At 70.4% G+C, this 19,543-nt stretch carries 15 protein-coding genes and 1 tRNA gene; 12 read left to right on the top strand and 4 right to left on the bottom strand.

Annotated features, from left to right (window positions below):
* The first annotated feature begins 296 nt into the window (after positions 1-296).
* Entirely contained in the window at positions 297-1,181 is an 885-nt protein-coding gene (locus IEZ20_RS28500; protein ID WP_189303930.1) for a DUF4184 family protein, read from the top strand.
* Here IEZ20_RS28500 and IEZ20_RS28495 read toward each other — a convergent pair.
* Positions 1,072-1,500 carry a hypothetical protein gene (locus tag IEZ20_RS28495; RefSeq protein ID WP_189303928.1) on the bottom strand — a complete coding sequence of 143 codons (429 nt, stop codon included), beginning with the start codon at positions 1,498-1,500 and terminating at the stop codon, positions 1,072-1,074. The genes IEZ20_RS28500 and IEZ20_RS28495 overlap by 110 nt on opposite strands.
* A 154-nt stretch (positions 1,501-1,654) precedes the next feature.
* Positions 1,655-4,381: a DNA polymerase I gene (gene polA / locus IEZ20_RS28490; RefSeq protein ID WP_189303926.1), complete on the bottom strand. Its 2,727-nt coding sequence runs from the start codon at positions 4,379-4,381 to the stop codon at positions 1,655-1,657.
* A 275-nt stretch (positions 4,382-4,656) separates the two neighbouring features.
* On the opposite strand from polA, the gene IEZ20_RS28485 reads away from it, so the two are divergent.
* The 9 genes from IEZ20_RS28485 to IEZ20_RS28445 all read left to right on the top strand — a co-directional run bounded on the left by IEZ20_RS28485 (position 4,657) and on the right by IEZ20_RS28445 (position 15,010).
* Positions 4,657-6,969 carry an FdhF/YdeP family oxidoreductase gene (locus tag IEZ20_RS28485; protein WP_189303924.1) on the top strand — a complete coding sequence of 771 codons (2,313 nt, stop codon included), beginning with the start codon at positions 4,657-4,659 and terminating at the stop codon, positions 6,967-6,969.
* 47 nt (positions 6,970-7,016) lie between these two features.
* Entirely contained in the window at positions 7,017-7,508 is a 492-nt protein-coding gene (locus IEZ20_RS28480; RefSeq protein ID WP_189303922.1) for a hotdog fold thioesterase, read from the top strand.
* A gap of 300 nt (positions 7,509-7,808) precedes the next feature.
* A complete protein-coding gene (locus IEZ20_RS28475) occupies positions 7,809-8,216 on the top strand; it encodes a hypothetical protein (protein ID WP_229896293.1) in 408 nt (135 codons plus the stop codon).
* Positions 8,213-8,830: a Tat pathway signal sequence domain protein gene (locus IEZ20_RS28470; RefSeq protein ID WP_189303918.1), complete on the top strand. Its 618-nt coding sequence runs from the start codon at positions 8,213-8,215 to the stop codon at positions 8,828-8,830. The genes IEZ20_RS28475 and IEZ20_RS28470 overlap by 4 nt, the downstream gene beginning before the upstream one ends.
* A 290-nt stretch (positions 8,831-9,120) precedes the next feature.
* Entirely contained in the window at positions 9,121-10,356 is a 1,236-nt protein-coding gene (locus IEZ20_RS28465) for a branched-chain amino acid ABC transporter substrate-binding protein (RefSeq protein ID WP_189303916.1), read from the top strand.
* 112 nt (positions 10,357-10,468) lie between these two features.
* On the top strand, positions 10,469-11,398 hold the full coding sequence (locus tag IEZ20_RS28460) for a branched-chain amino acid ABC transporter permease (protein ID WP_189303914.1): 930 nt from the start codon (positions 10,469-10,471) through the stop codon (positions 11,396-11,398).
* Positions 11,399-11,403: 5 nt separating this feature from the next.
* A complete protein-coding gene (locus IEZ20_RS28455; RefSeq protein ID WP_189303912.1) occupies positions 11,404-13,230 on the top strand; it encodes a branched-chain amino acid ABC transporter permease in 1,827 nt (608 codons plus the stop codon).
* Between the two features lie 5 nt (positions 13,231-13,235).
* Positions 13,236-14,297 carry an ABC transporter ATP-binding protein gene (locus IEZ20_RS28450; protein ID WP_189303910.1) on the top strand — a complete coding sequence of 354 codons (1,062 nt, stop codon included), beginning with the start codon at positions 13,236-13,238 and terminating at the stop codon, positions 14,295-14,297.
* On the top strand, positions 14,294-15,010 hold the full coding sequence (locus tag IEZ20_RS28445) for an ABC transporter ATP-binding protein (RefSeq protein ID WP_189303907.1): 717 nt from the start codon (positions 14,294-14,296) through the stop codon (positions 15,008-15,010). Before IEZ20_RS28450 ends, IEZ20_RS28445 begins: the two co-directional genes overlap by 4 nt.
* Positions 15,011-15,079: 69 nt before the next feature.
* On the opposite strand, the gene IEZ20_RS28440 is transcribed toward IEZ20_RS28445, so the two are convergent.
* Positions 15,080-15,739, bottom strand: a complete 660-nt coding sequence (locus IEZ20_RS28440; RefSeq protein WP_189303905.1) for an ANTAR domain-containing response regulator — start codon at positions 15,737-15,739, stop codon at positions 15,080-15,082.
* A 93-nt stretch (positions 15,740-15,832) separates the two neighbouring features.
* On the opposite strand from IEZ20_RS28440, the gene IEZ20_RS28435 reads away from it, so the two are divergent.
* Positions 15,833-15,916, top strand: a tRNA-Leu gene (locus IEZ20_RS28435).
* An 86-nt stretch (positions 15,917-16,002) separates the two neighbouring features.
* Here IEZ20_RS28435 and pyk read toward each other — a convergent pair.
* Positions 16,003-17,439, bottom strand: coding sequence for a pyruvate kinase (gene pyk / locus IEZ20_RS28430; RefSeq protein ID WP_189303903.1), 1,437 nt, complete (start codon positions 17,437-17,439; stop codon positions 16,003-16,005).
* Between the two features lie 219 nt (positions 17,440-17,658).
* On the opposite strand from pyk, the gene IEZ20_RS28425 reads away from it, so the two are divergent.
* A complete protein-coding gene (locus IEZ20_RS28425) occupies positions 17,659-19,464 on the top strand; it encodes a bifunctional metallophosphatase/5'-nucleotidase (protein ID WP_189303901.1) in 1,806 nt (601 codons plus the stop codon).
* The last annotated feature ends 79 nt before the right edge of the window (positions 19,465-19,543 follow it).

Raw genomic sequence — 19,543 nt, 5'->3', positions numbered from 1 at the left:
ACGTCGGTGCGTCCTTCTCCGTCTGTCTGCCTCGCTCTGGTGTGACGGTTGACCCGGTGATCTGGTTGCCCCTGTTCCGCCTTTCGCTGCGTGGGACCTGGGCACGACCGTGCGCCCGTGCGGCGCCGCAGGTGACCCTACGACAACTTGCTTGGAGCGGGCACCCGTTCGCGCCCCGTTTTCACCGGTTGGCCAACTGTCGTTGTCGTGCGTGCGCCCTGACGGCGGTCACGCATACTGGGCGGAGCCGATCACCGGCGCGGGAATCCGGGCCGCCGACCGCTCCGGGGGTTCTGTTGCCGTTCACGCTCAGTCATGCGGCGGCCGTGCTGCCCGCGATCCGCCGGGACGGCGGGGGCCGGGGCCGGCTGGTGCCGGCGGTGCTCGTCGCGGGGTCCTGCGCGCCGGACATGCCGTACTACGCGGCGGGTGTTCTGCCGGGCGGCATGGAGTTCGGCACGGTCACGCACGCGTTCACCGGGGTCGTCACGGTCGACGTGCTCATCGCGTGGGCGCTCGTGGGGCTGTGGCTGCTGGTCCGGGAGCCGTTGCTCGCGCTGCTGCCGCCGGCCTGGCAGGGGCGGCCGGCCGCCCTGTTGCGCTGCGGTGCGCCACGCGCGCGCGTACGGGCCGCGTCGGCGGGGTGGTGGTACGGCTCGGCGGTGCTCGGCGCGCTCACCCATGTGGTGTGGGACGCGTTCACGCATCACGACCGGTGGGGTACGCGGCTGGTTCCGGCCATCGGGCGGGAGCGCCTCGGGGGCATGCCGCTGTTCACCTGGTTGCAGTACGGGTCGTCGGTGGCGGGTGCCGTGGTGCTCGCGGTGTTCGTGGTCCGTGCGCTGCGGCGGGCGCCGGGCGGGGTACCGGCGGGGGCGCGGATGCTGTCCGTGCGGGACCGGTGGTGGGGGCTCGCGCTGATCGGCGGCTGTGCGCTGGCCGGGGCGGCACAGCGGACGGCGCGGTGGCGGGCGCAGGGCAGGGCGGCGGGGCCGTGGGAACTGGTGCCCACGCTGTGCTTCGGTGTGGGCGCGGGGACGGTCCTGGGGCTGCTGCTGTACGCCGCCTGGTTCAGGGCCCGGCGTCCGGCCGCCGGTCCCGGGGGGCCGGGGAGTCCGGCGGGTCCGGGGAGGTCCGGTGAGCCGGCCGGTGCGGGCCGGGGGTGGCCGGTCTCTCGGTGAGGGAGGCGACGAAGACCGTCACGGTGGGCCGGGGGCGGGCGCTGGGGACCAGGGTGAGCACGAGGGCGAGATAGCCGCGGGCCAGGTCGGTCCACTGGCGCCAGTCGGGGGTGCGGGCCGTACGGCCGGTGAGTCTGCCGCGGAGCCGTTCGGTGGCGGTGCGCAGGACCGTGGCCAGGTCGGCGGGGATGCGGGCGGTGCTTGCGTCGGCCGCGAGGGCCGGGACCGGCGCGGCGGGGAGGGCCTGCGCCGAGGCGGTGTCCGCCCAGACCCCGGTGGCTGCCACGGGCGTCCGGCGGTGAAGCATGCGTATACCCATGCCCGCAGTGTTGCGGCTGCGGGGGGTGGGGGGCGTTTTGGCGGGGTCCGTTCGGGTTGTGGCGGGTGCGCCGTCCCGGCGGCGTGAGAGGACCGGGGAGGCGCGCCGGCCTCGGCCGGGCCGAGACGCCCCTCCCCGCTCACGCACCGCCCGGCTAGTGGGCCGCCGATTCCCAGTCCGGGCCCACGCCCACCGAGACGTCCAGCGGGGCCCGCAGGTCCACGGCGCCCGCCATCTCGCGGCGGACGATCTCCTCCGCGGCCGCCCGCTCGCCGGGGGCGATCTCCAGGACGATTTCGTCGTGGACCTGGAGGAGCATGCGGGACTTGAGGTCCGCCTCCCGCAGGGCGCCGTCCACCTTGAGCATGGCGATCTTCACGATGTCCGCCGCCGTGCCCTGGATGGGCGCGTTGAGGGCCATGCGCTCGGCCGCCTCGCGGCGCTGGCGGTTGTCGCTGTTGAGGTCGGGCAGGTACCGGCGGCGGCCGAAGAGCGTCGCCGTGTAGCCCGTGGCCCGGGCCTCGTCGACCGCTCGGCGCAGGTAGTCCCGCACCCCGCCGAAGCGCTCGAAGTAGGCGTCCATCAGGGCGCGGGCCTCGGCCGCCTCGATGTTCAGCTGCTGGGAGAGGCCGAACGCGGACAGGCCGTACGCAAGGCCGTAGGACATCGCCTTGATCTTGCGGCGCATCTCCGCGTCCACCGCGCCGGGCTCGACGCCGAACACCTGGGAGGCGGCGGTGGTGTGCAGGTCCTCGCCGGAGGTGAACGCCTGGATCAGGCCCTCGTCCTCGGAGAGGTGGGCCATCACGCGCAGCTCGATCTGGCTGTAGTCCGCGGTCATCAGGGACTCGAAGCCCTCGCCGACCACGAAGCCCCGGCGGATCGCCCGGCCCTCGTCCGTGCGGACCGGGATGTTCTGGAGGTTCGGGTCCGTGGAGGAGAGGCGTCCGGTCGCGGCCACCGTCTGGTTGAAGGTGGTGTGGATACGGCCGTCGCCCGCGATGGTCTTGATCAGGCCCTCGACGGTGACCCGGAGCTTGGCCTGCTCCCGGTGCCGGAGCATGATCACCGGCAGTTCGCTGTCGGTCTGGGTGGCGAGCCAGGCCAGCGCGTCGGCGTCGGTGGTGTAGCCGGTCTTGGTCTTCTTCGTCTTCGGCAGCGCCAGCTCGCCGAAGAGGACCTCCTGGAGCTGCTTGGGCGAGCCCAGGTTGAACTCGTGGCCGGCCGCGGCGTGCGCCTCCTTCACGGCCTGCTGGACCGCGCCGGCGAACATCTGCTCCATCGCTTCGAGGTGCGGCCGGTCCGCCGCGATGCCGTGCCGCTCCATGCGGGCGAGCAGCGCGGACGTGGGCAGCTCCACGTCCCGGAGCAGGTCGGCGGCGCCCACCTCCTCGAGGCGGCCCTCGAAGGCCGTGCCGAGGTCCAGGACGGCGCGGGCCTGGACCATCAGGGCCTCGGCCTCGGCGCCCTCGTCCGCGCCGAAGGCCAGCTGGCCGTCGGCCGCGGCGGCGGGGGCCAGCTCGCGGTGCAGGTACTCCATCGACAGCGCGTCGAGATCGAAGGAGCGGCGGCCGGGCTTGACCAGGTAGGCGGCGAGCGCGGTGTCCATGCGCACGCCCTCGACGCTCCAGCCGTGCTCGGCGAAGACGCGCATGGCACCCTTGGCGTTGTGGAGCACCTTGGGGCGGTCCGCGTCGGCCAGCCAGGCCGCGAAGGCGTTCTCGTCGGCCTCGTCCAGCTCGGACGGGTCGAACCAGGCCGCCGCTCCCCCGGCCTCGGCGAGGGCGACCTCGGCGACCGAGCCGGTGCCCAGCGCCCAGGTGTCGACGGTGGCCACGCCCAGGGTCGCGGCCCCGTGCTCGGCGAGCCAGGGGGCCAGCTCGCCGGTGCGCAGGATCCTGCCGTCGATCTCCACGCCGTCGGTGGTGACCGGAGTGGTCTCGGCCTCCTCCGTGCCGGGGTCGACGGCGAAGAGGCGCTCGCGCAGGGACGGGTTGCGGATCTCCAGGGTGTCCAGGATCATCGCGACGGCCTTGCGGTCGTACGGGGCCCGCTCCAGGTCGGTGACCGTCCTCGGCAGCTCGACCTGGCGCTCCAGCTCGGTGAGGACGCGGTTGAGCTTGACGGACTCCAGGTGGTCCCGGAGGTTCTGCCCGGCCTTGCCCTTGACCTCCTCGACCCGCTCGACCAGCTCGGCGAACGAGCCGAACTGGTTGATCCACTTCGCGGCGGTCTTCTCGCCGACGCCGGGGATGCCGGGGAGGTTGTCGGACGGGTCGCCGCGCAGGGCGGCGAAGTCCGGGTACTGGGCGGGCGTCAAGCCGTACTTCTCGAAAACCTTCTCCGGGGTGAACCGGGTCAGCTCCGAGACGCCCTTCGTCGGGTAGAGCACCGTGGTGTTCTCGGTGACCAGCTGGAAGGAGTCGCGGTCGCCGGTGACGATCAGCACCTCGAAGCCCTCGGCCTCGGCCTGGGTGGCGAGGGTGGCGATGACGTCGTCCGCCTCGTACCCCTCGACGGCGAAGCGCGGGGCGTGCATCGCGTCGAGCAGCTCGCCGATCAGCTCGACCTGGCCCTTGAACTCGTCCGGAGTCTTGGAGCGGTTCGCCTTGTACTCGGTGAACCGCTCGGAGCGCCAGGTCTTGCGGGACACGTCGAAGGCCACGGCGAAGTGCGTGGGCGCCTCGTCACGCAGGGTGTTGGCCAGCATCGACGCGAAGCCGTAGATCGCGTTCGTCGGCTGGCCCGTCGCGGTCGTGAAGTTCTCCGCGGGCAGCGCGAAGAACGCGCGGTAGGCCAGCGAGTGCCCGTCCATGAGCATCAGCCGGGGACGGGTACCGCCGGGGGTCTTGTCGGTCTGCTTCGATGCTGTCTCTGCCACGTCCCCGATCCTGCCACGAGCCACTGACAACCCGGGCCGCGCTACCGCGGCGCGCGTGAGCACCGCCACACGGGCCCGGCCCGGAGCAGCGGGTGACCGAGCAGGCAGGCTGAAGACAGAGGAGCGGAGGAGGCGGACAAAGGAAGGCGGCAGAGGAAGGCGGCAGAGGAAGCAGGCCGTGCTCCCGCTCCCGTCCACCCGACCGGCACCGTTGTCGGTGACCCGTGGGAGGATCGGCACCGTACTTCTCACACGCAGTCGAAGGGGACCGTGCGATGGCGACCAAGCCGCCCAAGGGTGATCCGGTTCAGGACGCGCCGCAGGTCGCGGAGCCGAAGCACGCGGCGGCGGGGCTGCCGGCCATCGGGCACACGCTGCGCATCGCCCAACAGCAGATGGGTGTGCGGCGCACCGCGCTGACGCTGCTGCGCGTGAACCAGAAGGACGGCTTCGACTGCCCGGGCTGCGCCTGGCCGGAGCCGGACCACCGGCATGCGGCGGAGTTCTGCGAGAACGGCGCGAAGGCGGTGGCGGAGGAGGCCACCCTGCGCCGGGTCACGCCCGAGTTCTTCGCCGCGCACTCCGTCGCGGACCTGTCCGGCCGCAGCGGCTACTGGCTGGGCCAGCAGGGCCGGCTCACCCATCCCATGTACCTCCCCGAGGGCGGCACGCACTACGAGCCGGTCTCCTGGGAGCGGGCCTTCGACATCGTCGCCGAGGAGATCGCCGCCCTCGGCTCCCCGGACGAGGCCGTCTTCTACACCTCGGGCCGCACCAGCAACGAGGCCGCGTTCCTGTACCAGCTCTTCGCGCGCGAGTTGGGCACGAACAACCTGCCGGACTGCTCGAACATGTGCCACGAGTCGTCCGGGTCGGCGCTCAGCGAGACCATCGGCATCGGCAAGGGCAGCGTCCTGCTGGAGGACCTGTACCAGGCCGACCTGATCATCGTCGCGGGCCAGAACCCGGGCACGAACCATCCGCGCATGCTCTCCGCCCTGGAGAAGGCCAAGGCGAACGGCGCGAAGATCATCAGCGTCAACCCGCTGCCCGAGGCGGGCCTGGAGCGCTTCAAGAACCCGCAGACCCCGCAGGGCCTGCTCAAGGGCGCCGCTCTCACCGATCTGTTCCTCCAGATCCGCATCGGCGGCGACCAGGCCCTGTTCCGGCTCCTCAACAAGCTGGTCCTGGAGGCGGACGGCGCGGTCGACGAGGAGTTCGTCCGCGCGCACACGCACGGCTTCGAGGAGTTCGCCGAGGCCGCGCGCGCCGCCGACTGGGACGAGACGCTGACCGCGACCGGCCTCACGCGCGCGGAGATCGAGCAGGCGCTCGCCATGGTCCTCGCCTCGCAGCGGACGATCGTCTGCTGGGCCATGGGCCTCACCCAGCACAAGCACGCCGTCCCGACCATCCGCGAGGTGGTCAACTTCCTGCTGCTGCGCGGCAACATCGGCCGTCCCGGGGCGGGTGTGTGCCCGGTGCGCGGGCACAGCAACGTGCAGGGCGACCGCACCATGGGCATCTTCGAGCGGCCCGCCCCGGCCTTCCTGGACGCCCTGGAGAAGGAGTTCGGCTTCGCGCCGCCGCGCGAGCACGGCTTCGACGTCGTACGGGCCATCCGCGCGTTGCGCGACGGCGAGGCGAAGGTGTTCTTCGCCATGGGCGGCAACTTCGTCTCCGCCTCCCCCGACACCGAGGTCACCGAGGCCGCGATGCGCCGCGCCCGGCTGACCGTGCACGTGTCGACCAAGCTGAACCGCTCGCACGTGGTCACGGGCGCGCGTGCGCTGATCCTGCCCACCCTGGGCCGCACCGAGCGCGACGTGCGGGAGAGCGGTGAGCAGTTCGTGACGGTCGAGGACTCCATGGGCATGGTGCACGCCTCGCGCGGGCGCCTGAAGCCCGCGAGCCCGCAGCTGCGGTCCGAGCCGGCCATCATCTGCTCCCTCGCGCGCCGGGTGCTCGGCGAGCGCAGTGTCGTGCCGTGGGAGGAGTTCGCGAAGGACTACGGCACGATCCGGGACCGCATCGCGCGCGTGATCCCCGGTTTCGAGGACTTCAACGCGCGCGTGGCCCGCCCCGGCGGCTTCGCGCTGCCGCACGCCCCGCGCGACGAACGCCGCTTCCCGACGGCCACGGGCAAGGCGAACTTCACGGCGGCCCCGGTGGAGTACCCGGCGCTGCCCGAGGGCCGGCTGCTCCTGCAGACCCTGCGCTCGCACGACCAGTACAACACCACGATCTACGGCCTCGACGACCGTTACCGGGGCATCACGGGCGGCCGCCGGGTCGTGCTGGTGCACCCCGAGGACGCCCGCGCGCTCGGCGTCGCCGAGGGGTCGTACGTCGACCTGGTCAGCGAGTGGCAGGACGGGGTGGAGCGGCGGGCACCGGGCTTCCGGGTCGTGCTGTATCCGACGGCCCGGGGCTGCGCGGCGGCCTACTACCCCGAGACGAACGTGCTGGTGCCGCTGGACGCCACCGCCGACACCAGCAACACCCCGGCCAGCAAGTCCGTCGTCGTACGACTCGAAGACCACACGGAGGCCCCGGAGCGCCGTCTGGAACAATCGGCGACCGACTGAGCGTTTGCTCAGTGAGCCGACAGCTGACGACGAACGGAGCCGGGCCCATGGGTGAGCAGCAGCAAGTGAAGTTCCCGCAGGAGGTCATCGACGAGTACGCGTCGCTCGGTGTGGACCTGCCCGCCCTGTTCTCGGCCGGGCACCTGGGCACGCGGATGGGGGTGCAGATCCTGGAGGCCGCGGCGGAGAAGGTCGTCGGGACCATGCCCGTGGAGGGCAACACCCAGCCGTACGGCCTGCTGCACGGCGGCGCCTCCGCGGTCCTGGCGGAGACCCTGGGCTCGGTCGGCTCCATGCTGCACGGCGGCGCCTCGAAGATCGCGGTCGGTGTGGACCTGAACTGCACCCACCACCGCGGGGTCCGCTCCGGCCTGGTGACGGGCGTGGCCACGCCGGTGCACCGGGGGCGGTCGACGGCGACGTACGAGATCGTGATCAGCGACGAGGAGGGCCGCCGGGTCTGCACCGCCCGGCTGACCTGCCTCCTCCGGGACGTACGGCCGGGCGACGGCGCCTCCGCGGAGCCCACCGCAAGCTGAACCCGGGCCCACCGGGAACCGGGCCCTCCGAAAGCCAGGACCGGCGCGCGGACCGGGACGCGGGACCGGGCGCGGGCGCGAGCGCGGACCGGGGCGCGCCACAAGCTGAGCCCCGATCCGCCGCGAGCCGAGTCCAGGCTCACGCGAAGCCGGTCCCGGACCCACCGCCACCCCAGCCCCGGACCCACCGCAGCCTCAGCCCGGGTCGGAACCTCACCACGGGCCCGCCGGAGCGTTGCCCCTCGCCCTCCCTCCCCTTAGCTTCGGCACATGGGACGGCGAGGAGGCCTCCGTCGAGGGGTGAGGTTCCTGGTGTTCTGGCTGGCGCTGCCGGCCGTGTGGTGCGCGACGGGCTGTGACGGGCCGAGCCACACCCCCGACCGCACGCGCTCCTCCCCCACTTCCGCCCCCACCCCCGTCTCCACCACCACCTCCGCCGCCACACCCACATCCGACGCCGACCTCTGTGCCGCCCTCGTCACCCACTGGTCGCGCAAGGCGCTCGACGGCGACACCTACGGCGACTACCAGTCGATGGGGCTGTCCCACGGCCAGTACCAGATCCTGCGAGACGTCGTGGACGCCGCCCGGTCCGTGAAGCGACGTCAAGGACGCGAAGCGGCCGATGAGTTGATCGACCGTCAGGCGCATAGGGCGTGCACCGAGCGCTACCGCCGCGGGACCCCGAGCGGAGGTCCCTGGACATGAGCGGCATCGGTCCGCCGGAGCCCGGTGAGGGCACGCGCGCGTGGGAGAGCCGGCGGGAGGAGGACGCGCCCGCACCCCTGGCGGCCCGGTACGCCCGCCGGCGGCGGATCGCCGCCGCGCTCGCCGCCGCGGCCGTCCTGCTCTCGGGCGGCGGCTATCTCTACGCCACCCGCCCGCAGCAGCCGACCGCGCACGCGAGGCGCCCGTACCCCCAAGTGCCGTACCCCGCCCAGGTGGTGGACCTGACCTATCTCGACGCCCGGCCCGCTCCGGCGGGCGCCCCGCCGCACAGTTTCAGCTTCGCCGTTCTGGTGAGCGTGGCGTCCGGGCCGCCGGTCACCGTGACCCGCGTGATCCAGCCGTACGCGGGGCTGTCCGTGACCACGGATCCGCCCGCGCCGTTCCGGATCCGGGTGGATTCGGCCCGCAAGATCACCATAACGATGCACGTGACCGAATGCGGAAAAGCCCCCAGGAACGCCGGACTGCCTTTCCTGGACGTAACTCTGCGTAATACACGCGCAATACAGGAGCAGAGCTTCATCCCGGGCCCGCACTACGCACAGGACCTCTCCCACGCCCTGGAAGTAGCCTGCAGCAACAGAAATCGGTAATCACCAAAACCGTCGAGACGCCTGGAATGATCATGGCAGGTCCTGCACATTCTCAGAATGTGGACAGCGCGAATCCACCTGAATTCCACCTACCACCCCACCCGGTACCGCTCTGCATTACGTCGTGTCATAACAAGAGCGTCACAGCCTCGGTCAGACACTCCTCCACGTTCCCCACACACGCTTAGAGTCACGGCCAGTCACCGCGCCTTCGGATTGTCCAATTCAGCGCGGCGCGCGACTCGACCGCTTCCACGGGGAAGCGGTTGTGCCTGGGGAAAGGACTGATCGTGCGTCAACGTTCGCTTATCGCCATCACCGCCGCGCTGGCGGCGGGAGCACTCACCCTCACCGCCTGCGGCTCGCGCGACAGCGGCGACAAGGGCTCGGACTCCGGCAACGGTGGCGGCTCCACCGTCGTCATCGGCGTCGACTCCCCCCTGACCGGCGACCTGTCCGCCATGGGCCTCGGCATCAAGAACTCGGCCGACCTCGCCGTCCAGAAGGCCAACAAGCAGAAGTTCGTCAAGGGCGTCACCTTCAAGATCGAGGCCCTCGACGACCAGGCGCAGCCGTCCGCCGGCCAGCAGAACGCCTCCAAATTGGTCTCCGAGCAGGAGGTTCTGGGTGTCGTAGGCCCGCTGAACTCCTCGGTCGCCGAGTCGATGCAGAAGGTCTTCGACGACGCCAAGCTGGTCGAGGTCTCCCCGGCCAACACCGGCCCGGCGCTGACCCAGGGCCAGGACTGGCAGAACAAGAAGGTCCGCCCGTACAAGGCGTACTTCCGCACCGCGACGACGGACGCCATCCAGGGTCCGTTCGCCGCCCAGTACGTCTTCAACACCGCCAAGAAGAAGAAGGTCTTCGTCATCGACGACAAGAAGACCTACGGCTCCGGCCTCGCCGCGACCTTCACCGAGGAGTTCAAGAAGCTCGGCGGCAAGGTGGTCGGCACCGAGCACATCAACCCCGACGCCAAGGACTTCTCCGCGGTCGCCACCAAGGTGAAGAACTCGGGCGCCCAGGTCGTCTACTACGGCGGCGAGTACCCGCAGGCCGGCCCGCTGAGCAAGCAGATCAAGGCCGCCGGCGCCAAGATCCCGCTGGTCGGCGGCGACGGCATCAAGGACGACACCTTCATGAAGCTGGCGGGCGCCGAGGCCACCGGCGACCTGGCCACCTCCGTCGGCGCCCCGGTCGAGGACCTGCCCTCCGCCAAGCAGTTCGTGAGCGACTACAAGGCCGCCGGCTACAAGGAGGACTACTCGGCCTACGGCGGTTACGCCTACGACTCCGCCTGGGCGATCATCGAGGCCGTGAAGAAGGTCGTCGACGCCAACGGCGGCAAGCTGCCCTCCGACGCCCGCGCCAAGGTCACCGAGGCCATGCAGAACGTGTCCTTCGACGGCGTGACCGGCAAGGTCTCCTTCGACGAGTACGGCGACGCCACCAACAAGCAGCTCACCGTGTACGCCGTGAAGAACGGTGCCTGGGTTCCCGTCAAGTCCGGTACCTACACCGGCTGATCCACGCCTGACCCACTCATGAGCCGCGCGGGGCGCTGTTCCACTGGCGCCCCGCGCGGACTCGCATCCGGCCACATCCCTCGCACTTTCCGAACGTCTCGGAGGACATGCGGTGAACGAACTGCCGCAGCAGCTGGTCAACGGCCTGCTACTAGGATCCATGTACGGGCTGGTCGCCATCGGCTACACAATGGTCTACGGCATCGTCCAGCTCATCAACTTCGCCCACGGCGAGATATTCATGACGGGAGCGTTCGGCGCTCTCACGGTCTGGCTCTGGCTCCCCGGCGGCACCAGCATGTGGATCGCGCTGCCGCTGATGATCATCGGTGCCGTCATCGTCGCCGTCGCCATCGCCGTCGGGGCGGAACGGTTCGCCTACCGGCCCCTGCGCAACGCCCCGCGCCTCGCGCCCCTGATCACCGCCATCGGTCTCTCCCTCGCCCTCCAGCAGGCGGTGTGGGCCTGGTACCCGGAGGCGAAGTCCGCGCGCACCTTCCCGCAGATCGCGGGCGGCCCCTTCGAGATCGGCAGCGTCACCATCCAGACCGGTGACATCTTCCTCGTCGTCGCGGCTCCGATCAGCATGGCGGTCCTCGCCTGGTTCGTGATGAAGACCCGCACCGGCCGCGGCATGCAGGCCACCGCGCAGGACCCGGACACCGCCAAGCTGATGGGCGTCAACACCGACCGCATCATCGTGATCGCGTTCGCGCTCGGCGCCGCGTTCGCCGCCGTCGGAGCCGTCGCCTACGGCCTGAAGTACGGCGAGATCAACTTCCGCATGGGCTTCATCCTCGGTCTGAAGGCGTTCACCGCGGCCGTCCTCGGCGGCATCGGCAACATCTACGGAGCCATGATCGGCGGCGTGGTCCTCGGCGTGGCCGAGACCCTGGCCACCGCCTACATCGCTGACATCCCGGGCATGGACAAGTTCGGCAGCCAGTCCTGGGCCGACGTCTGGGCCTTCGTACTCCTCATCCTCGTACTGCTGTTCAGGCCGCAGGGCCTGCTCGGCGAGCGCGTCGCGGACAGGGCGTGAGACCGATGACCACACAGACCACCGCACCCGAGACCCCCAGCGCCCCCAAGGCCGGCGCCCCCTCCGGCCTGCTGCCGCTGCCGGAGAAGGCCGCCCGCGCCCTCGCCCTCGGCGGCAGCGCGCTGACGATCGTCTCCACCTTCCTCGCCTGGACCTGGACCGCCGACTTCCCCGGCGACCTCACCGTCTACGGCTACCCGGGCGGCCTGCAGGTCCTCGTCCTCGTCGGCGCGGCCCTCGCCACCGTGTTCGCGCTGGCCTCCTACGGCGTGCGGGGCCTCGGCTGGCTGACGCCCGCAGGCCCCGACGCGGCCCTGAAGTTCGCCACCCTGGCCACCTTCGCCACCAGCTGGTACACGGTCCTCGCGATCAGCGTCGACCTCGGCGGACTCGTCAACCTGGAGCCCGGCGGCTTCCTCGTCGCCGTCGCCAGCCTGGCCGCCCTCGCCGGCGCCCTGTCCCTGCCTTTCCGGCGGCCCGAGCCCGAGCCGATCGACCCCGACGACACCGGCTGGGAGAAGTTCAGGCACGGCGCCGCGTACAAGTGGGAGACCACCAAGGCGGTCTTCACCGCCGGCTCGCCCCGGCCCGCGCCCGCCCTCCCCTCGTACGCCGAGATCCTGGTCATCGTCGCGATGCTCGCCCTCGGCCTGGTCGTCTTCACCTACGGCATCGGCACCGAGTACGACGAGCTGTTCATCGGCTTCCTGATCACCGCCGGCCTCGGCTTCGCCGCCCTCAACAAGGCCGGCCTGATCGCCCACGCCTCGCAGATCGCCTCCCGGCACACGAACATCACCATCTGCGGCGCCTTCGTCGCGGCGGCGCTGTTCCCCTTCACCCAGACCAACGACCAGTACGCGACCCTCGGCGTCTACATCCTCATCTTCGCCACCGTCGCCCTCGGTCTGAACATCGTCGTCGGCCTGGCCGGCCTCCTCGACCTCGGTTACGTCGCCTTCCTCGGCGTCGGCGCCTACGCGGCCGCCCTGGTCTCCGGCTCCCCCAGCTCGCCGTTCGACGTGCACTTCCCGTTCTGGGCGGCCGTACTCGTCGGCGCCGCCGCCTCCCTGGTCTTCGGTGTGCTGATCGGCGCCCCGACGCTCCGGCTGCGCGGCGACTACCTCGCCATCGTCACCCTCGGCTTCGGTGAGATCTTCCGCATCACGGCCAACAACCTCGACGGCACCTCCGGACCCGACATCACCAACGGTTCCAACGGCATCTCCTCGATCCCGAACCTCGACGTCCTCGGCTTCGACTTCGGCGCCCAGCACGACATGGGCGGCTTCACCATCGGCCGGTTCGCCAACTACTTCTTCCTCATGCTGGTCATCACCGCGGTCGTAGTGCTGGTCTTCCGCCGCAGCGGCAACTCCCGCATCGGACGCGCCTGGGTGGCCATCCGCGAGGACGAGACCGCCGCGCTCGCCATGGGCATCAACGGCTTCCGGGTCAAGCTCATCGCGTTCGCCGTCGGCGCCTCCCTCGCCGGACTCGCGGGCACCGTCCAGGCCCACGTCACCTACACCGTGACGCCCGAGCAGTACCTGTTCGCCGGCCCCATCCCGCCCAACTCCGCCTTCCTGCTCGCCGCGGTCGTCCTCGGCGGCATGGGCACCATCAGCGGCCCGCTGATCGGCGCGGCCCTGCTCTTCCTCATCCCGAACAAGCTCCAGTTCCTGGGCAACTACCAGCTCTTCGCGTTCGGACTCGCGCTCATCCTGCTGATGCGCTTCCGCCCCGAGGGCCTCATCCCCAACCGCCGCCGCCAGCTCGAATTCCACGAAGAGGCGGAAGCACCCACCCTCCTGACGAAGGCGGGGGCCTGACCACCATGACCACCGACACCACCACCAAGGACACCGCCCCCGGCACCGCCGTGCCCGGCGAGACCGTCCTCGACGCCCGCGGCGTGACCATGCGCTTCGGCGGCCTGACCGCCGTACGCGGCGTCGACCTCACCGTCGGCGCCGGCGAGATCGTCGGTCTCATCGGCCCCAACGGCGCCGGAAAGACCACCTTCTTCAACTGCCTGACCGGCCTGTACGTCCCCACCGAGGGCGAGGTCCGCTACAAGGGCGCCGTCCTGCCGCCGAAGTCCTTCAAGGTCACCGCGGCCGGTATCGCGCGCACCTTTCAGAACATCCGGCTGTTCGCCAACATGACCGTCCTGGAGAACGTGCTCGTCGGCCGGCACACCCGCACCAAGGAGGGCTTCTGGTCGGCCGTCCTGCGCGGCCCCGGCTTCCACAGGGCCGAGAAGGCCTCCAGGGACCGGGCCATGGAACTGCTCCGGTTCGTCGGCCTGGACCACAAGGCCGAGCACCTCGCCCGCAACCTCCCCTACGGCGAGCAGCGCAAACTGGAGATCGCCCGCGCCCTGGCCAGTGAGCCCGGTCTGCTGCTGCTCGACGAGCCGACGGCCGGCATGAACCCGCAAGAGACGCGGACCACCGAGGAACTGGTCTTCGCCATCCGGGACATGGGCATCGCCGTCCTCGTCATCGAGCACGACATGCGCTTCATCTTCAACCTGTGCGACCGCGTGGCCGTGCTCGTGCAGGGCGAGAAGCTGATCGAGGGCGACAGCGCGACCGTCCAGGGCGACGACCGCGTGGTCGCGGCCTACCTCGGCGAGCCCTTCGAGGACGCGCCCGGCGCCGAGGAGGTGGCCGAGGTGGAGGCCGCCGAGGCACACGCCGAGGCCACGGCCCAGGCAGCCGCCGACACCCCGGCCGAGGACTCCGACACCACGGCCGAGGACTCCGACACCACGGCCGCGGACTCCGACACCACGGCCGCGGACGCCGAGACCACGGCCGAGGACTCCGGCACCACGGCCGAAGGCACGGACACCACGACCGACGCCGCGCCCGGCAAGGAGAACGACCGATGACCGCACTGCTCGAAGTCGAGGACCTGAGGGTCGCCTACGGCAAGATCGAGGCCGTCAAGGGCATCTCCTTCAAGGTCGAGGCCGGTCAGGTCGTCACCCTCATCGGCACCAACGGCGCCGGCAAGACCACCACCCTGCGCACGCTGTCCGGGCTGCTCAAGCCGGTCGGCGGACAGATCAGGTTCAACGGCAGATCGCTGAAGAAGATCCCCGCCCACCAGGTGGTCTCCCTGGGCCTCGCCCACTCCCCCGAAGGGCGGCACATCTTCCCGCGCATGAGCATCGAGGACAACCTGCGCCTCGGCGCGTTCCTGCGCAACGACAAGCCCGGCATCGAGAAGGACATCCAGCGCGCCTACGACCTCTTCCCCATCCTCGGGGAACGGCGCAAGCAGGCCGCGGGCACCCTCTCGGGCGGGGAGCAGCAGATGCTGGCGATGGGCAGGGCGCTGATGTCCCAGCCGAAGCTGCTGATGCTGGACGAGCCGTCGATGGGCCTGTCGCCGATCATGATGCAGAAGATCATGGCGACGATCGCCGAGCTGAAGGCCCAGGGCACCACGATCCTGCTGGTCGAGCAGAACGCCCAGGCGGCGCTCTCCCTCGCCGACCAGGGGCATGTCATGGAGATCGGCAACATCGTCCTGTCGGGAACGGGACGCGACCTGCTGCACGACGAGTCGGTCCGCAAGGCGTACCTCGGCGAGGACTGATCCGCCCGTGAACGACGACGAGGCCCGCGCCCCCTTCTCCGGGACGCGGGCCTCGTCGTACGAGAGGTCTCAGCCCTTCTTGGCCGCCTTCTTCTCCTGGTTGTCCGCGATGACCGCCTCCGCGACCTGCTGCATCGACAGGCGGCGGTCCATCGAGGTCTTCTGGATCCAGCGGAACGCCGCCGGCTCGGTCAGGCCGTACTCGGTCTGCAGGATGGACTTCGCGCGGTCGACCAGCTTGCGGGTCTCCAGCCGCTGGGTGAGGTCGGCGACCTCCTTCTCCAGCTGCTTCAGCTCGGTGAACCGCGAGACGGCCATCTCGATCGCCGGGACGACGTCGCTCTTGCTGAACGGCTTCACCAGGTACGCCATGGCACCGGCGTCCCGGGCCCGCTCCACGAGGTCGCGCTGCGAGAAGGCGGTGAGCATCAGGACCGGCGCGATGGACTCCTCGGCGATCTTCTCGGCCGCGGAGATACCGTCCAGCTTGGGCATCTTCACGTCCAGGATGACCAGGTCCGGCTTGTGCTCACGGGCCAGCTCGACGGCCTGCTCACCGTCCCCGGCCTCGCCGACGACGGTGTACCCCTCCTCCTCCAGCATCTCTTTCAGGTCGAGCCGGATCAGGGCCTCGTCCTCGGCGATGACGACACGGGTCGTCAGCGGAGGCACGTGCGACTTGTCGTCGTCGGGCACGTCTACGGGCTGGGGCGACTCGGGGGCGGTCACGGAGGCTCCTTGGTCCAGGGCAGGGCACTGCTTCCAGCAGGGTACCTAGCTGCGGTGGGAGGCGGTGAACCGGTACACTCCCGGAAGTGCCTCGCCGGGTTGGCGGAACAGGCAGACGCTGATGTCTCAAACACATCTGTCCGAAAGGACGTGCGGGTTCGAGTCCCGCACCCGGCACTCTCCGAAGCGGAGGATCACGCGCGCGTGATCTTCCGCTTTTCGCTGTTCAGGGCCACGATCGGCTACGCAGGGCGTGCGCACCGTCACTGGGGGCTGTCGTCCTCCCCGATGTGGTGGACCCGGACCATGTTGGTCGAGCCGGAGACGCCGGGCGGGGAGCCGGCCGTGATCACCACGATGTCGCCCTTCCGGCAGCGGCCGTACTTCAGGAGCAGCTCGTCCACCTGGTCGACCATGGCGTCCGTGGAGTCCACGTGCGGGCCCAGGAAGGTCTCCGCGCCCCAGGTGAGGCTGAGCTGGGAGCGGGTGGCCGGTTCGGGGGTGAAGGCGAGGAGCGGGATCGGCGAGCGGTAGCGGGAGAGCCGGCGGGCGGTGTCTCCGGACTGGGTGAACGCGACGAGGAACCTCGCGCCGAGGAAGTCGCCCATCTCGGCGGCGGCCCGGGCGACCGCACCGCCCTGGGTGCGCGGCTTGCTGCGCTCGGTCAGCGGGGGCAGTCCCTTGGCCAGCATGTCCTCCTCCGCCGCCGCGACGATCTTCGCCATGGTGCGTACGGTCTCGACGGGGTACTTGCCGACGCTGGTCTCGCCGGAGAGCATCACCGCGTCGGTGCCGTCGAGGACCGCGTTGGCGACGTCGGAGGCCTCGGCGCGGGTGGGCCGCGAGTTCTCGATCATCGAGTCGAGCATCTGGGTGGCGACGATCACGGGCTTGGCGTTGCGCTTGGCGAGCTTGACCGCGCGTTTCTGGACGATCGGGACCTGCTCCAGCGGCATCTCGACGCCCAGGTCTCCGCGCGCGACCATCAGCCCGTCGAAGGCGGCGACGATGCCGTCGAGGTTCTGCACGGCCTGTGGCTTCTCGATCTTGGCGATCACCGGGAGGCGACGGCCCTGCTCGGCCATGATCCGGTGCACGTCGGCGGCGTCGTCGCCGCTGCGGACGAAGGAGAGGGCGATCACGTCGAAGCCGGTGCGCAGCGCCCAGCGCAGGTCGTCCTCGTCCTTCTTGGAGAGGGCGGGGACGGAGACGGCGACACCGGGGAGGTTCAGGCCCTTGTGGTCGGAGACGACTCCGCCTTCGAGGACCCGGGTGTGGACGCGGGGGCCGTCGACGGCGGTGACCTCCAGGCAGACCTTGCCGTCGTCGACGAGGATGCGTTCGCCGGGCGTGACGTCGGCGGCGAGGCCGGCGTAGGTGGTGCCACACTGGTGGCGGTCGCCCTCGGCGCCGTCCTCCACGGTGATGGTGAAGGTGTCGTCGCGTTCAAGGAGTACGGGTCCTTCGGTGAAGCGGCCGAGCCGGATCTTCGGGCCCTGAAGGTCGGCGAGGATTCCGACGCTGCGGCCGGTTTCGTCGGCCGCCTTTCGCACGCGCTGGTACCGCTCCTCGTGCTCGGCGTGGGTGCCGTGGCTGAGGTTGAACCGGGCGACGTCCATTCCGGCCTCGACCAGTGCCTTGATCTGGTCGTACGAGTCGGTGGCGGGCCCCAGAGTGCAGACGATCTTTGCTCGGCGCATGGGTCGAGCCTATGGCTTACCCACGGGTAGAGAATCGGCCTCGTATGACTACTCAACAGACTTTGGGCAAAGGCCAATTGACAACTGTTGAATTGTGCGGTGGTTCGCTCTTCTGAGCGATGGTCACCAGATCGCAACCTCCCGGACCTGTTGCCGGAAGTCATGCTCAGGTCAGAATCTACGCGCGTTGTTGACCATTCGCCAAGGAGACCGAGAGACATGCCGCTGAACCGCCGGAAGTTCCTGAAGAAGTCCGCCGCCACCGGAGCGGGAGTGGCGGTCGCCGGCGCGGCGGCGGCCCCGGCGGCCGAGGCGGCCGAGGCGAAGAAGCCCGGGCACCCCGTGAAGCGGTACGCGCTGACCGTCATGGGCACCACCGACCTGCACGGTCACGTCTTCAACTGGGACTACTTCAAGGACGCGGAGTACGCCGACAAGGCGGGCAACGCCATGGGCCTCGCCCGCATCTCCACCCTGGTGGAGCAGGTGCGCAAGGAGAAGGGCCGGTGCAACACGCTGCTGCTGGACGCCGGTGACACCATCCAGGGCACCCCGCTCACCTACTACTACGCCAAGGTCGACCCGATCACCGCCAAGGGCGGCCCGGTGCACCCGATGGCGCAGGCGATGAACGCGATCGGCTACGACGCGGCGGCCCTCGGCAACCACGAGTTCAACTACGGCATCGAGACCCTGCGGAAGTTCGAGGACCAGCTCGACTTCCCGCTGCTCGGCGCCAACGCGGTGGACGCGAAGACGCTGAAGCCCGCCTTCCCGCCGTACTTCATGAAGACGTTCCACGTGCCGGGCGCCAAGCCGGTCAAGGTCGCCGTCCTCGGTCTGACCAACCCGGGCATCGCCATCTGGGACAAGGCCTACGTCCAGGGCAAGCTGGCCTTCCCGGGCCTGGAGGAACAGGCCGCGAAGTGGGTGCCGAAGCTGAAGTCCATGGGCGCCGACGTGGTCGTCGTCTCGGCGCACTCGGGTACGTCGGGCACCTCGTCCTACGGCGACCAGGTGCCGTACGTGGAGAACGCGGCGGCCAACGTGGCCCGGCAGGTGCCGGGCATCGACGCGATCCTGGTCGGGCACGCGCACGTGGAGATCCCGGAGCTGAAGGTCGTCAACGAGCAGACCGGCAGGACGGTCGTGCTGTCCGAGCCGCTGTGCTACGCCGAGCGGCTCACCCTCTTCGACATCCAGCTGGTGTTCGGCAAGGGCCGCTGGGAGGTCGAGTCGGTCTCCGCCTCGCTGCGCAACTCCAACGCGGTCGCCGACGACCCGAAGATCACCAAGCTGCTCACCGACGAGCACAAGAAGGTCGTCGCGTACGTCAACCAGGTCGTGGGCCGGGCGACACAGACCCTGACGACCGTCGAGGCCCGCTACAAGGACGCCCCGATCATCGACCTGATCACCAAGGTCCAGGAGGACGTGGTCAAGGCGGCGCTCGCGGGCACCGCGTACGCCTCGCTGCCGGTGATCGCCCAGGCCTCGCCGTTCTCCCGGACCTCGCAGATCCCGGCCGGCGACGTGACCATCCGGGACCTGTCGAGCCTGTACGTCTACGACAACACGCTGGTCGCCAAGCTGCTGACGGGCGCCCAGGTGCGCGCCTACCTGGAGTACTCGGCGGAGTACTACGTCCAGACGGCGGCCGACGCCACGGTGGACGTGGAGAAGCTGACCAACGCCGGCGGCCGCCCGGACTACAACTACGACTACGTCTCGGGTCTGTCGTACGACATCGACATCGCCCAGCCGGCCGGTTCGCGGATCAGGAACCTGACCTTCAACGGGGCCGCGCTGGACGACGCTCAGCAGTTCGTGCTCGCGGTGAACAACTACCGCGCGAACGGCGGCGGTGCCTTCCCGCACGTCGCCACCGCGAAGGAGCTGTGGTCGGAGTCGACGGAGATCCGCACCCGGATCGCGGAGTGGGTGACCGCGAAGGGTGTCCTGGACCCGAAGGACTTCGCCTCGGTGGACTGGAAGCTGGTCCGCGACGGCAAGCCGGTCTTCTAGCGCCCGGCAGGTCCTCTACCGCCGCAGGAGCGACAGGTCGACGGCGCCGGCGATCGCCTTCGCGTCGGCGTCATCGACG

It is taken from the genome of Streptomyces cinerochromogenes (assembly GCF_014648635.1).
Taxonomy (GTDB): domain Bacteria; phylum Actinomycetota; class Actinomycetes; order Streptomycetales; family Streptomycetaceae; genus Streptomyces; species Streptomyces cinerochromogenes.
Note: the sequence above shows the minus strand (reverse complement) of the source record. Positions and strands in the feature narration are given on the sequence as shown.

Excerpts from the sequence above, each read along its gene's own strand:
- IEZ20_RS28495 (WP_189303928.1), bottom strand. The coding sequence starts at position 1,500 with ATGGGTATACGCATGCTTCACCGCCGGACGCCCGTGGCAGCCACCGGG.
- IEZ20_RS28485 (WP_189303924.1), top strand. The coding sequence starts at position 4,657 with ATGGCGACCAAGCCGCCCAAGGGTGATCCGGTTCAGGACGCGCCGCAG.
- IEZ20_RS28480 (WP_189303922.1), top strand. The coding sequence starts at position 7,017 with ATGGGTGAGCAGCAGCAAGTGAAGTTCCCGCAGGAGGTCATCGACGAG.
- IEZ20_RS28470 (WP_189303918.1), top strand. The coding sequence starts at position 8,213 with ATGAGCGGCATCGGTCCGCCGGAGCCCGGTGAGGGCACGCGCGCGTGG.
- IEZ20_RS28455 (WP_189303912.1), top strand. The coding sequence starts at position 11,404 with ATGACCACACAGACCACCGCACCCGAGACCCCCAGCGCCCCCAAGGCC.
- IEZ20_RS28450 (WP_189303910.1), top strand. The coding sequence starts at position 13,236 with ATGACCACCGACACCACCACCAAGGACACCGCCCCCGGCACCGCCGTG.
- IEZ20_RS28445 (WP_189303907.1), top strand. The coding sequence starts at position 14,294 with ATGACCGCACTGCTCGAAGTCGAGGACCTGAGGGTCGCCTACGGCAAG.
- pyk (WP_189303903.1), bottom strand. The coding sequence starts at position 17,439 with ATGCGCCGAGCAAAGATCGTCTGCACTCTGGGGCCCGCCACCGACTCG.
- IEZ20_RS28425 (WP_189303901.1), top strand. The coding sequence starts at position 17,659 with ATGCCGCTGAACCGCCGGAAGTTCCTGAAGAAGTCCGCCGCCACCGGA.